This is a genomic window from Comamonas terrae (assembly GCF_001544075.1).
Taxonomy (GTDB): Bacteria; Pseudomonadota; Gammaproteobacteria; order Burkholderiales; family Burkholderiaceae_C; genus Comamonas; species Comamonas terrae.
Genome location: NZ_BCNT01000012.1, coordinates 21,949 through 35,513, shown reverse-complemented (window position 1 = coordinate 35,513; position 13,565 = coordinate 21,949). Strand labels below are relative to the sequence as shown.

The window sequence follows — 13,565 nt, the reverse complement described above, 5'->3', positions numbered from 1 at the left end:
CCTGCTGCAGGGCAGAGATTACCGGGATTTCAGCGCTCGGACCGAGCCCGGATGCGGAAAAGGGAACAGACAGGACAAGAGAATTCTGGTTATTCGGCAGCGACGCGGTCACTGCTTCCTCCGGCAGGGATTGAGGCATGTCAGCAAAGGGCCTGCAGAGCCCGAAGAGCACTCCATGGAGCTTTATGACAGTCTGCCCGCGATTTGTGACATTTATATGACTTTCATATGACGAAAAGCAAATGCAGGACGACATCCCACAAGAAGACTCCAAGGCATGCCAGCCGTTCTGGCAGCTTTTCTGACATAAACAAAAAGGGGCGCGAAAGCCAAGCTTTCACGCCCCTTGCAACCGGAGTTCCGTCAAGCCGCCTTGGCCGCCTGCACCAGCCGCTGCACGCATTCGCTGGCCAGGCGCTCGTCGCGCGCTTCGACCATGACGCGCAGCAAGGGCTCCGTGCCGCTGGGCCGGATCAGCAGGCGACCCGCACTGCCCAATTGCTTCTGCACGGTTTCCTGCTCGGCCGCCAGCAGGCGGTTGCTCTTCCAGTCCTGCCCCGGCTGCAGGCGCACGTTGACCATGACCTGCGGAAACAGCGTGACCTCCGACAGCCACTGGGCCACTGTCTTGCCCGAGCGCACGCAGGCCTGCAGCACCTGCAGGGCGCTGACCAGGCCGTCGCCCGTGGTGTGCTTGTCCAGGGCCAGCAAATGGCCCGAGCTTTCGCCGCCGAGCTGCCATCCGTTGCGCTGCAGCTCTTCCAGCACATAGCGGTCGCCCACCTTGGCGCGCACAAAGCCCACGCCCTGGGCTTTCAGTGCCTGTTCCACGGCCATGTTGGTCATCAGCGTGCCGGCCACGCCCGGTACCGCCTCGCCACGCGCCAGGCGGTCTGCAGCCATCAGGTACAGCAGCTCGTCGCCGTTGAACAGGCGCCCCTGCTCGTCGACCAGCTGCAGCCGGTCGGCATCGCCGTCGAGCGCGACGCCGAAATGGGCCTTGTTGGCACGCACTGCCATGACCAGGGCCTCGGGATGGGTGGCCCCCACGCCCTCGTTGATGTTGAGACCGTCGGGCGAGCAACCGATCGCGATCACCTCGGCGCCCAGCTCATGGAATACCTTGGGCGCAATCTGATAGGCAGCGCCGTGCGCAGCGTCCACCACAATGCGCAGGCCGCGCAGCGACAGCGAATGGTCGAACGTGCTCTTGCAGAATTCGATATAGCGGCCTGCTGCATCGGTGAGCCGGCGCGCCTTGCCCAGCGCCGCGGAATCCACCCACTCGGGAGCCTCCAGCAGAACCTGCTCGACCTCTTCCTCCCAGGCATCGGGCAGCTTGCTGCCGTTGGCGCTGAAGAACTTGATGCCGTTGTCATAAAACGGGTTGTGGCTGGCGCTGATCACCACGCCCAGGCTCGCCCTTTGCGCACGTGTCAGGTAGGCCACGCCGGGCGTGGGCAGCGGCCCCAGCAGCATGACATCCACGCCTGCGGAGTTGAAGCCCGACTCCAGCGCGCTCTCCAGCATGTAGCCCGAGATGCGGGTGTCCTTGCCGATCAGCACCAGAGGACGTTCCCCTTGCTGTCCCTGGCGCCGCAGCACCCTGCCCACGGCATGCGCCAGGCGCAAGGCGAAATCCGGCGTGATGGGCGACTTGCCCACAGTGCCTCGAATACCGTCGGTTCCGAAATATTGACGCGCCATGTTGTTATCCCTGCTTCTGTTTATGGTTGGACGCTGCCCGGCCAGTTCAGACAGCGCGATGGCCCGAGCTTTCCTGCATGGCCTTCCACACGGAAAGCGCTGCAACAGTTTGCGCCACATCGTGCACGCGCACCACTCTGGCCCCTCTTTCCACGGCCAGCAAGGCCGCTGCCACGCTGGGTACCATGCGCTCATCCACCGGAAGGCCGCTGACCTGGCCCAGGGATCCCTTGCGGGACCAGCCGGCCAGCAGCGGAAAGTCTAGTGCCAACAACTCTTGCTGGCCGGCAAGCAACGCAAAATTTTGTGCCAGGCTTTTGCCGAAACCGATGCCGTAATCCCAGACGATGCGCCGGCGATCCACCCCGGCGGCCAGCAGCTTGTGGCTTTCGGCCTGCAGAAAATCCCGGACTTCGGACAGCACATCTCCTTGCATGTGTTCCAGATGCATGTCCTGGGGCGTACGGTGCATGTGCATGAGGCAGATGCCGCAGCGGCCGTGGGCCTGCACCACCTCGCGCGCACCGGGCTGGCGCAGCGCCCAGATGTCGTTGATGATGTCGGCGCCCAGGTCCAGAACGGCCCGCATGACCTCGGGCTTGTAGGTGTCGATGGAAACCGGCACATCGAGCTTGACCGCCTCCCGGACCACCGGCAGCACGCGCTGCAGCTCCTCCTCCAGCGGTACGGCCGGCGAGCCGGGCCGGGTCGACTCGCCGCCGATGTCGAGGATATCGGCACCCTCGCCGAGCAGCCGTTCGGCATGCGCCATGGCGCCCGAGACCCCGGCATGCCTGCCGCCGTCCGAAAAAGAGTCGGGCGTCACGTTGACGATGCCCATGACCAGAGGCTGGTCCAGATTCAATACAAAGCGTGATGTTTGCCACTGTGGCGACATAGGAAACTCCTTGGGACTTGCCGGCCAGGGGAGAAGAACCGCTGCGCAGGTCTGCTCCAGCAAGCCATGCCCATGCTTTCATGGGCCAAAAACAAAAGGTCCCGCAGGACCTTTTGTGACTCTGGATGGAGGCGTCAGGCAGTGCGGGGCGCAGGCTCCGCGCCGGCTGCGGGCGTGCCACCCGAAGAATTGCCGCCTCCCGACGAAGGAGGATTGCGAGGCACCCAGTCCTTGGGCGGACGAGGCTCCTTGCCGGCCATGATGTCGTCGAGCTGCTCGGCGTCGATGGTTTCCCATTCGAGCATGGCCTTGGCCATGGCGTGCATCTTGTCCGAGTTGTCCTCGATCAGCTTGCGTGCCAGATGGTATTGCTCGTCGATGATGCGGCGTACCTCCGCATCGACCTTCTGCATGGTCTCTTCGCTGATGTTGCTGGACTTGCTCATGGAACGGCCCAGGAACGGCTCCCCCTCCTGCTCCGCATAGACCATGGGGCCCAGCGCATCGGTCATGCCGTAGCGCGTCACCATGTCGCGCGCGATCTGCGTTGCGCGTTCGAAGTCGTTGCTCGCCCCAGTGGTCATCTGGTTCATGAACACTTCCTCGGCGATGCGGCCGCCAAAGAGCATGGCGATCTGGTTGAGCATGTATTCCTTGTCGTAGGAATAGCGGTCCTTCTCGGGCAGGCTCATGGTCACGCCCAGCGCGCGGCCGCGCGGGATGATGGTGACCTTGTGCACCGGATCGCACTTGGGCAGCAGCTTGCCGATCAGCGCATGGCCGGCCTCGTGGTAGGCCGTGTTGCGGCGCTCCTCCTCGGGCATGACCATGGTCTTGCGCTCGGGGCCCATGATGATCTTGTCCTTGGCCTTCTCGAAGTCCTGCATCTCGACGGTGCGGGCATTGCGGCGTGCAGCCATCAGCGCGGCCTCGTTGCAGAGATTGGCCAGATCGGCACCCGACATGCCGGGTGTGCCGCGTGCAATCACGGCAGGGTTCACGTCCTGGCCTACGGGAATCTTGCGCATGTGCACGTTCAGGATCTGCTCGCGGCCGCGGATGTCGGGCAGCGTCACATAGACCTGGCGGTCGAAGCGGCCCGGGCGCAGCAAAGCCGCGTCCAGGATGTCGGGGCGGTTGGTCGCGGCCACCACGATCACGCCGAGGTTGGTCTCGAAGCCGTCCATCTCGACCAGCATCTGGTTCAAGGTCTGCTCGCGCTCGTCGTTGCCGCCGCCCAGGCCCGCGCCGCGCTGGCGGCCCACGGCGTCGATTTCATCGATGAAGATGATGCAGGGCGCGTTCTTCTTGGCGTTCTCGAACATGTCGCGCACGCGGGCCGCGCCCACGCCGACGAACATTTCCACGAAATCGGAACCCGAGATCGAGAAGAACGGCACCTTGGCCTCGCCCGCGATGGACTTGGCCAGCAGCGTCTTGCCGGTGCCCGGAGGGCCGACCAGCAGCAGGCCGCGCGGAATGCGGCCGCCGAGCTTCTGGAACTTGTTGGGGTCCTTCAGGAAGTCCACGACTTCCTTGACCTCTTCCTTGGCCTCGTCGCAGCCGGCCACGTCGGCGAACGTGACGGTGTTGTTGTTCTCGTCGAGCATGCGCGCCTTGGACTTGCCGAAGCTGAAGGCGCCGCCCTTGCCGCCACCTTGCATCTGTCGCATGAAATAGATCCACACGCCGATCAGCAGCAGCATGGGACCCCAGCTCACGAGCAACGTCATGAGCAGGGAACCTTCCTCGCGAGGCTTGACGTCGAACTTGACGTTGTAGCTGATCAGGTCGCCCACCAGGCCCCGGTCCAGATAGGTGGCCGTGGTGCGCACCTTGCGGTCGTCACTGGTCGTGGCAACGATTTCCGTGCCGCCAGGACTTTCCTGGATCGTGGCGCTCTTGATACGGTTGTTGCGCACCTGTTCCAGGAATTCTGAGTAGCCGACATGGGACGCGCCAGCCGTGCCGCGGGTGTCAAACTGTTTGAACACCGTAAACAGCACCATGGCGATGACCAGCCAGACGGCGATTTTTGAAAACCACTGATTGTTCAAGCGGGGCTCCAATGGAATGCAGATGAAAAGGCCCGAAGAGGGCTTCGAGACTTATTTACGGCCCATTTTAGGTGTTTCAAGCCAGTTGGCGGCTTATTTCCCCCTATAGCGGCCATAGACGGAATGCGGTCTTGCCGCGTTTTTGCCGGCCAGCCCGCGCCCGGCATGGATTTCATGCTCCGGACAGGCCATCGGCCGGCGCAGCCAAGGCCCGGTGTCCTGCTCGCCTTTTGCAGGCAGGCTGAGGGCATTCATGCCGCCGACTTCAGCCCCATTCCCACCAGAAAGGTTTCTGCGGACTTGTCGCGCGACGCCTTGGGCTTGATCGGCTTGACCACCTTGAAGGTCTGCTTGAACAGGTCGACCAGTTCGTTGTAGCCGCTGCCATGGAACAGCTTGACCACGAGCGCCCCATCGGGCTTCATGTTGTGCTGCGCGAAGTCCACGGCCATCTCGATCAGCAGGGCCACGCGCGCGGCGTCGGTGGAGGCATTGCCCGACAGGTTGGGCGCCATGTCGGAGATCACCACATCGGCCTTTCCTCCGTTCATGGCCTGCTCGAGCTGGGTCAGCACGGACTCCTCCCGGAAGTCGCCCTGGATATAGTGCACGCCTTCGATGGGCTCCATGGGCAGCAGATCCAGCGAAATGATGCGGCCGTTGAGCTGGCCCACCGCCGCGCCGCCGGGCGAGAGGCGCCGGCGCACATACTGGCTCCAGGCGCCGGGCGCGCAGCCCAGGTCCACCACCGTGTGGCCGGGCTGGATGAGCCTGAGCTGCTCGTCGATCTCCTTGAGCTTGTAGGCCGCTCGCGCGCGATAGCCGTCCTTCTGGGCCGCCTTGACGTACGGATCATTGATGTGATCGTGCAGCCAATTCTTATTGACCTTCTTACTTTTGGTTTTCGTTTTCATGCTGGATTCTCTCAGCCTCGATAATACGGGCATGCCCCAAATTCAATTAACTCCCGCAGAGCGCCGGGAACACCGCGCCGAAGCCCACCATCTGGACCCCGTCGTCCTGATCGGCGGTGATGGCCTGACGGCCGCTGTCCAGAAGGAAGTGGACGCTGCCCTGAACGCGCACGGCCTGATCAAGGTGCGCGTCTTCAACGACGATCGCGCCGCCCGCGACCAGATGTACCAGCAGCTGTGCGACGCGCTCAACGCGGCGCCCATCCAGCATATCGGCAAGCTGCTCGTGCTGTGGCGCCCCATTCCCGAGAAGGAAAAGGTCCACGACGAGGACCGCAAGCCCGGTCCGCGCGACGTCAAGGTGCTCAAGTTCGGCCGTGCCGGGCAAAAGCCCGAGGTCAAGCAGCTGCGCGTGCTTGGCAACCAGCGCCTGACCGCCGGCGGCCAGATCAAGCGCGCCAAGCCCAAGCAGAAGTCCGTCAAAAAAGGCCGCCTGGGCTGATGCCAGGCTACTACCTGCCGCTCCGCAGTCGTCCGCGCCCTTCCACTTTCCGCTGAAACCGCCCGTCCATGGTCCAGACCACACCGCTGCCCAACCAGCAACGCCACATTCTTTGCATGAAATGGGGCACCAAATACGGCCCGGAGTATGTCAACCGGCTCTACGCCATGGTGCGCCGCCATCTCAGCGGAGATTTTCGCTTTGTCTGCCTGACCGACAACACTGAAGGGATTCGCGAGGAAGTCGAGTGCTTTCCCATTCCGGATCTGAACATCCACCTGGCGCCCGGCCAGCGCGACGGCGCCTGGAAGAAGCTGACCACCTTCGAGGCCGACCTGTACGGCCTCAAGGGCGTGGCGCTGTTCCTGGATCTGGACGTGGTCATCGTCGGCGGCCTGGACGAGTTCTTCACCCAGAACGGCGAATTCCTCATCATCCACGACTACCCGCGCTTCTGGCGTTTTGGCGAGCGCATCGTCGGCAACTCCTCGGTCTACCGCTTCCAGCTGGGGGCGCATGCGGATGTGCTGGAGCACTTTCGCGCGAATACCGACGCCCTGCGCGCCCGGTACCGCAACGAGCAGGAATACCTGTCGCACTTTCTGCACAAGCAGGGCAAGCTGTCCTACTGGCCTGCGGCCTGGTGCCCTAGCTTCAAGTACTACTGCATTCCCGCCTGGCCGACCAATTACTGGAAGGAGCCCCTGCCGCCCCGGGATGCACGCATCGTGATCTTCCATGGCGAGGTCAATCCGCCCGACGCCCTGGCCGGCCGGCGCAACAGGCGCTTTCGCCACATCGAGCCGGCCCGCTGGATTGCCAGGGCCTGGGGTTGATCCCTCTCTTCGCAAACAAAAGGCGTTGACCGCAAGGTTCAACGCCTTTTGTTTTCCGGACCGGATTTCAGACCAGGGGATGGCCCTTGAGGCGCGTGAGTATGGCCAGCGGGCTGGCCGCCGTGTCGTACTCGCTACCGGGGGGCAGGAACAGGGTCTGCTCCAGCATGTACTGGCCGGCCATCACCGCATGCACGGCCTGGTCGGAAAAGCATACCCAGGTGGAGCCCGCGGCAAACGGCACGGTCTCCTGCGGCGCATTCTTCTGGTAGTCCGGATCGCCCTTCATGCCGTCGTGCAGCTGCAGCATGAGGTGATCGTATTCGCTGCGCAAGGACTTGGTCACATGCAGCATCTGCAGCGCCTTGGCCTGCCAGCGCACATAGGGCTTGGCACGCGGCAGGAATTTCCTGGCCACATCCTCGAAGGGCTCGCCCACGCGCCACACGCGCGGCTGGCCGTCGGGGTTCACATTGGTGAACACGCGCAGGATGCGCTCGCCGTAATTGGGCCGCGAAGGGAAGGCATCCACATGCATGCGCTTGTCGTCGGCGCGCCAGGACTGGGCCCGGGTTTCCACCTGCGAGGGCCGGTAGCTGGTCGGCGCCATGCGCACCACCGGCATGTACTGCGGAAACAGGCCCGCGATCAGCGCCGTGGCCTGCTCGCGAAAGCGTCCCACCATGGCGGCCACCTGCTGGCGCGTGGCCTCGTCGCCCGCCACGCCCTTGATGCTGCCGTCGACATTCAGGCTGATGTTGCGCGTCTTGGGGTCGCGTATGTCGGGGCGCAGCAGGCTTTTTTCCTGCTCGGAGAGCTGGAACGCAAGCTGCGGGAAATACAGGACCTTGCCCGCTTCCACGGCGGCCGTCCACTCGGGGCGGCCCGAAGTCTGGCGCCAGTCGGTGGCGTCGATTTTTACGATTTGAGATTCCATGGCTTCGGCAGTTTACTCTCCGCCTTGACGCCGGGCTTGGCCTGGATCAAGCCGGTTTGCGGCTTGCGGCAAGGCGCCACAGCACGAGCGCAGCGCAGATCCATTGCAGCGCATACATGGCCGTGCCCACGCCGTGCCACAGCCTGAGGTTCTCGCGCGCCACGATCCTGGGCGAGACGCCATACTGCACCAGCAGCGCCAGCAGCAGGCCGGCGATCACAAAACCGATAGCAGCTTGCGCCCATTCCCGCATCTTTTCAGCCTTCTTCTGCTTGGAAAACACCAGTAGAAGCGCGCAGCACGCTATGGAAATCCAGGTCTGCGCCGCAAACAGCCGGGCTGCCATATAGCCGGCCATGGCCGGCGTGGGCAGATGGACGAACAGCAAGGGAACGGCCACAAAGCCTATGGCCGACAGGCTGCCCCACCACAGTGCGGCAAAAAAGAAAGGCAGGCGATCGAACATGCTGATCCATCCGCAAACCCCGCCAGGGCCGCGGCGCGGCACCTGGCGGCTGGCCAAAACCGTCGCCGCTTACGCAAAGCAGGCGACCCGGGGACGCTCAGATGTAGCGCACGCCCACCACTTCATAGCGGCGCTCGCCGCCCGGGGCCTGAACCACGGCCGTGTCGCCCTCTTCCTTGCCGATCAGCGCGCGGGCAATCGGGCTGGAGATGTTGATCAGGCCCTGCTTGAGGTCGGCTTCGTCCTCGCCCACGATCTGGTAGGTCACGGCGGCGCCGCTGTCCTCGTCTTCCAGGTCCACGGTGGCGCCGAACACCACGCGGCCGCCGGCATCCAGATCCGAGGGATCGATGATCTGCGCGGCCGACAGCTTGCCTTCGATCTCGGCGATGCGGCCTTCCACAAAGCCCTGGTGTTCCTTGGCGGATTCGTACTCGGCGTTTTCGCTCAGATCGCCCTGCGCACGGGCTTCGGCGATGGCCTGGATCACGGCCGGGCGCTCCACGGTCTTGAGGCGCTGCAGTTCAACCTTGAGCTTCTCTGCTCCACGCTTGGTGATTGGGATGGTGGCCATAGTCAAGTCTCCATATTCAGCAAACGCCGCGCCATGCGCGGCACCCGGCGCAGGCTCCCGGACAAAGCCGAGAAGGGGCCTGCGCCCCAAAAGCAAACCGCCGCACGTTGCCGCGCGGCGGTTGAAGTTCATTTGCGTTCATTATGCCGCGTTTGCCGCGGCACAAATCCGGTAAAACCCGGTCGCCGCCCGGGGCTGTCCCCGGGCAGACAGGCTGCGTGTGTTAGAGCTGCGCGTGCAGCTCCTGCACCGAGTACACGTCCAGGTTGTCGCGCATGGCCTTCATGCCGTCCACGGCGGCTTCCGCGCCGAAGATGGTGGTGAAGGTGGTCACGCGCGCCAGCAGGGCGCTGGTGCGGATGGCGCGGGAGTCGGCGATCGCGTTGCGGCGCTCTTCCACCGTGTTGATGACCATGGCAATTTCATTGTTCTTGATCATGTCCACGATGTGAGGGCGGCCTTCGGTGACCTTGTTCACCGTCTGCACCTCGATGCCGGCTTCGGCGATCGCCGCGGCCGTGCCGCGCGTGGCGCACAGGGTGAAGCCCATGCCCACCAGCTCCTTGGCAATGGCCACGGCGCGGGGCTTGTCGGCATTCTTCACGGTCAGGAAGATCTTGCCTTCGGTCGGCAGCTTGACGCCGGCGCCCAGCTGGCTCTTCACGAAGGCTTCGCCGAAGGTCTTGCCCACGCCCATGACTTCGCCGGTGGACTTCATCTCGGGGCCGAGAATGGTGTCCACGCCGGGGAACTTCACGAACGGGAACACGGCTTCCTTGACGCTGAAGTAAGGCGGGGTCACTTCCTTGGTGATGCCCTGGCCGGCCAGGGTTTCGCCCACCATGCAGCGCGCGGCCACCTTGGCCAGCTGGATGCCCGTGGCCTTGGAGACGAACGGCACCGTGCGCGAGGCGCGAGGGTTCACTTCCAGCACGTAGATCACGTCCTTGCCGTCCACTTCCTTGATCGCGAACTGCACGTTCATCAGGCCCACCACGTTCAGGCCTTCGGCCATGGCTGCGGTCTGACGCTTGATCTCGGCCACGGTCTCGGGCTTGAGGTAGTAAGGGGGCAGCGAGCAGGCCGAGTCGCCGGAGTGGACGCCGGCCTGCTCGATGTGCTCCATCACGCCGCCGATGAACACGGCGCCGGTGCGGTCACGCACGCAGTCCACGTCGCACTCGATGGCGTTGGACAGGAAGTGGTCCAGCAGCACGGGCGAGTCGTTGGAGACCTTGACGGCCTCGCGCATGTAGCGCTCCAGGTCGCGCTGCTCGTGCACGATTTCCATGGCGCGGCCGCCCAGCACGTAGCTGGGGCGCACGACCAGCGGGTAGCCCAGGGACGCGGCCTTTTCCAGCGCTTCCTCGTCGGTGCGCGCCGTGGCGTTGGGCGGCTGGCGCAGGCTTAAGGTCTGCAGCAGCTTCTGGAAGCGCTCGCGGTCCTCGGCGGCGTCGATCATGTCGGGCGAAGTGCCGATGATGGGCACGCCTTCCTTTTCCAGGCCCAGGGCCAGCTTCAGAGGCGTCTGGCCGCCGTACTGCACGATCACGCCGGCGGGCTTCTCGACAGCCACGATCTCCAGCACGTCTTCCAGCGTCAGCGGCTCGAAGTACAGCCGGTCCGAGGTGTCGTAGTCGGTGGACACGGTCTCGGGGTTGCAGTTGACCATGATGGTCTCGTAGCCGTCCTCGCGCATGGCCATGGCGGCATGCACGCAGCAGTAGTCGAACTCGATGCCCTGGCCGATGCGGTTGGGGCCGCCGCCGAGCACCATGATCTTCTTCTTGTCCGAAGGCTGGGCCTCGCACTCCTCGTCATACGTGGAGTACATGTAGGCCGTGTTGGACGCGAACTCGGCCGCGCAGGTGTCCACGCGCTTGTACACGGGGCGCACGTTCAGGGCCTTGCGCGCCTCGCGCACGGCCTTGTCCGTGGTCTTGAGCAGCTTGGCCAGGCGGCGGTCGGAAAAGCCCTTTTGCTTGAGCACGCGCAGCGTGGCGGCATCCAGGGATGCCAGCGCCTGCTCGCCCTTTTCTTCCACCAGCTTGTCCAGGTCGAGTTCGATCTTCACGATCTCCTCGATCTGCACCAGGAACCACTTGTCGATCTTGGTGATGTTGTGGACTTCGTCCAGCGTCCAGCCGGCGGCGAAGGCATCGCCCACGTACCAGATGCGGTCGGGACCGGGCTCGCCCAGCTCCTTTTCCAGGATTTCGCGGTCCTGGGTCTTCTCGTTCATGCCGTCCACGCCCACTTCCAGGCCGCGCAGGGCCTTCTGGAAGGACTCCTGGAAGGTACGGCCGATGGCCATGACTTCGCCCACGGACTTCATCTGCGTGGTCAGGCGGTTGTCGGCAGCGGGGAATTTCTCGAACGCGAAACGCGGGATCTTGGTGACCACGTAGTCGATGGTGGGCTCGAACGAGGCCGGGGTCTTGCCGCCGGTGATGTCGTTCTTGAGCTCGTCCAGCGTGAAGCCCACGGCCAGCTTGGCCGCGATCTTGGCGATCGGGAACCCCGTGGCCTTGGACGCCAGGGCCGAGGAACGCGACACGCGGGGATTCATCTCGATGACGATCATGCGACCGTCCTTGGGATTCACCGAGAACTGCACGTTGGAGCCGCCGGTGTCCACGCCGATCTCGCGCAGCACTGCCAGCGAGGCATTGCGCATGATCTGGTATTCCTTGTCGGTCAGCGTCTGCGCCGGGGCCACGGTGATGGAGTCGCCGGTGTGCACGCCCATGGGGTCCAGGTTCTCGATGGAGCAGACGATGATGCAGTTGTCCGCCTTGTCGCGCACCACTTCCATCTCGTACTCCTTCCAGCCGAGCAGCGACTCCTCGATCAGCAGCTCGTTGGTGGGAGAGGCTTCCAGGCCGCGCTTGCAGATGGTCTCGAACTCTTCCGAGTTGTAGGCAATGCCGCCGCCCGTGCCGCCCAGCGTGAAGCTGGGGCGGATCACGGTGGGGAAGCCCACGTGCTTTTGCACTTCCCAGGCTTCTTCCATGGAGTGGGCAATGCCCGAGCGCGCCGAGCCCAGACCGATCTTGGTCATGGCGTCCTTGAACTTCAGGCGGTCCTCGGCCTTGTCGATGGCCTCGGGCTTGGCGCCGATCAGCTCGACGGAGTACTTGTCCAGCACACCGTGCTTCCACAGGTCCAGCGCGCAGTTCAGCGCGGTCTGGCCGCCCATGGTCGGCAGGATGGCGTCGGGACGCTCCTTGGCAATGATCTTCTCGACCGTCTGCCAGGTGATGGGCTCGATGTAGGTGACGTCGGCCGTGGCCGGGTCGGTCATGATCGTCGCGGGGTTGCTGTTGATCAGGATGACCTTGTAACCCTCTTCGCGCAGCGCCTTGCAGGCCTGCACGCCGGAGTAGTCGAACTCGCAGGCCTGGCCGATGACGATGGGGCCGGCGCCAATGATCAGAATGCTTTTGAGGTCGGTGCGCTTAGGCATTTTTGTGTTTCTCCATCAGCGCTGTGAAGCGGTCGAACAGATAGCCGATATCGTGCGGGCCGGGCGATGCCTCGGGGTGGCCCTGGAAGCAGAACGCAGGCGCATCGGTGCGCTCCATGCCCTGCAGCGTGCCGTCGAACAGGCTGATGTGCGTGGCACGGGCATTGGCGGGCAGCGTCTCTAGGTCCACGGCAAAGCCGTGGTTCTGGCTGGTGATGCTCACGCGGCCGTTGTCCAGGTCCTTGACCGGGTGGTTGGCGCCGTGGTGGCTGTTTTGCATCTTGAAGGTCTTGGCGCCCGAGGCCAGGGCCATGATCTGGTGGCCCAGGCAGATGCCGAACAGGGGCTTGCCGGAGGCCATGAAGGCCTGGGCCGCCTCGATGGCGTAGTCGCAGGGCTCCGGATCGCCAGGGCCGTTGGACAGGAAGACGCCATCGGGATTCATGGCCAGCACGTCCTTGGCAGGCGTCTGGGCCGGCACCACGGTCACGTGGCAGCCGCGCTCGGCCAGCATGCGCAGGATGTTCTTCTTCACGCCGAAGTCATAGGCCACGACCTTGAATCGGGGCGCCTGGAGCTTGCCATAGCCTTCGCCCAGCTTCCACTCGGACTCGGTCCACTCGTAGGGCGTGGCCGTGGTCACGACCTTGGCCAGGTCCATGCCCTTCATGTCGGGAGCAGCCTTGGCTGCGGCAACGGCCTGGGCAATGCGTGCCTCGGTGACTTCCTCGCCGGCCGCCAGGCCCAGGATGGCGCCGTTCTGGGCACCCTTGTCGCGCAGCAGGCGGGTGAGCTTGCGGGTGTCGATATTGGCGATGGCGACCGTGTTGCCCTGCGTCAGGTATTCGGACAGCGTAGCGGTGCTGCGGAAGTTGCTGGCCAGCAAGGGCAGGTTCTTGATGATGAGACCTGCGGCATGGATCTTGTCAGCCTCGACGTCCTCGGGATTGACGCCATAGTTGCCGATGTGCGGATACGTGAGCGTCACGATCTGCTGGCAATAGCTGGGGTCGGTGAGGATTTCCTGGTAGCCGGTCAGCGAAGTGTTGAAAACGACTTCACCGACGGTGGTGCCTTGCGCACCAATCGAGTTGCCAATAAAGACCGTGCCGTCTGCGAGCGCCAGGATGGCGGATGGGAAACTTCCCTTGAGAGACAAAAGCACTGGGTTCTCCGGTTTTTTAATTACGGTTACGCCCAACGCAGCC

Annotated in this window: 12 protein-coding genes; 2 read left to right on the top strand and 10 right to left on the bottom strand. The window is 64.0% G+C overall.

Going from position 1 to position 13,565, the window contains the following annotated elements; translation table 11 throughout:
- Positions 1–363: 363 nt before the first annotated feature.
- From glmM to Cte04_RS15860, 5 genes are all read right to left on the bottom strand, one after another.
- Positions 364–1,707 (bottom strand): phosphoglucosamine mutase, encoded by a 1,344-nt coding sequence (gene glmM / locus Cte04_RS15880; protein ID WP_066480353.1) that lies wholly within the window; start codon positions 1,705–1,707, stop codon positions 364–366.
- A 46-nt stretch (positions 1,708–1,753) separates the two neighbouring features.
- Positions 1,754–2,605, bottom strand: a complete 852-nt coding sequence (folP, locus tag Cte04_RS15875; RefSeq protein ID WP_066480351.1) for a dihydropteroate synthase — start codon at positions 2,603–2,605, stop codon at positions 1,754–1,756.
- Positions 2,606–2,739: 134 nt separating this feature from the next.
- The gene (gene ftsH / locus Cte04_RS15870; RefSeq protein ID WP_066480348.1) at positions 2,740–4,662 is read right to left on the bottom strand and encodes an ATP-dependent zinc metalloprotease FtsH; all 1,923 of its coding nucleotides are present in this window, start codon (positions 4,660–4,662) and stop codon (positions 2,740–2,742) included.
- Between the two features lie 93 nt (positions 4,663–4,755).
- Positions 4,756–4,917: a hypothetical protein gene (locus Cte04_RS15865; RefSeq protein WP_157082061.1), complete on the bottom strand. Its 162-nt coding sequence runs from the start codon at positions 4,915–4,917 to the stop codon at positions 4,756–4,758.
- Positions 4,914–5,576, bottom strand: coding sequence for an RlmE family RNA methyltransferase (locus Cte04_RS15860; protein ID WP_066480347.1), 663 nt, complete (start codon positions 5,574–5,576; stop codon positions 4,914–4,916). Before Cte04_RS15860 ends, Cte04_RS15865 begins: the two co-directional genes overlap by 4 nt.
- A 31-nt stretch (positions 5,577–5,607) precedes the next feature.
- Between Cte04_RS15860 and Cte04_RS15855 the strand changes: the two genes are divergently transcribed.
- Together Cte04_RS15855 and Cte04_RS15850 are read left to right on the top strand one after the other, a co-directional pair.
- Positions 5,608–6,078 (top strand): YhbY family RNA-binding protein, encoded by a 471-nt coding sequence (locus Cte04_RS15855; protein WP_066480556.1) that lies wholly within the window; start codon positions 5,608–5,610, stop codon positions 6,076–6,078.
- 68 nt (positions 6,079–6,146) lie between these two features.
- Positions 6,147–6,914, top strand: a complete 768-nt coding sequence (locus tag Cte04_RS15850; RefSeq protein WP_174522939.1) for a glycosyltransferase — start codon at positions 6,147–6,149, stop codon at positions 6,912–6,914.
- Positions 6,915–6,981: 67 nt separating this feature from the next.
- Here the strand turns inward: Cte04_RS15850 and kdoO are convergent, their stop codons facing one another.
- The 5 genes from kdoO to carA form a co-directional block, all read right to left on the bottom strand.
- Positions 6,982–7,851, bottom strand: coding sequence for a Kdo hydroxylase KdoO (gene kdoO / locus Cte04_RS15845; protein ID WP_066480345.1), 870 nt, complete (start codon positions 7,849–7,851; stop codon positions 6,982–6,984).
- 46 nt (positions 7,852–7,897) lie between these two features.
- Positions 7,898–8,317, bottom strand: coding sequence for a DUF4149 domain-containing protein (locus Cte04_RS15840; protein ID WP_066480340.1), 420 nt, complete (start codon positions 8,315–8,317; stop codon positions 7,898–7,900).
- A gap of 97 nt (positions 8,318–8,414) precedes the next feature.
- Positions 8,415–8,891, bottom strand: a complete 477-nt coding sequence (gene greA / locus Cte04_RS15835) for a transcription elongation factor GreA (RefSeq protein ID WP_066480338.1) — start codon at positions 8,889–8,891, stop codon at positions 8,415–8,417.
- A 223-nt stretch (positions 8,892–9,114) separates the two neighbouring features.
- On the bottom strand, positions 9,115–12,357 hold the full coding sequence (gene carB, locus Cte04_RS15830) for a carbamoyl-phosphate synthase large subunit (RefSeq protein ID WP_066480334.1): 3,243 nt from the start codon (positions 12,355–12,357) through the stop codon (positions 9,115–9,117).
- Positions 12,350–13,522: a glutamine-hydrolyzing carbamoyl-phosphate synthase small subunit gene (gene carA / locus Cte04_RS15825; protein WP_066480330.1), complete on the bottom strand. Its 1,173-nt coding sequence runs from the start codon at positions 13,520–13,522 to the stop codon at positions 12,350–12,352. Before carA ends, carB begins: the two co-directional genes overlap by 8 nt.
- Positions 13,523–13,565 lie beyond the last annotated feature (43 nt).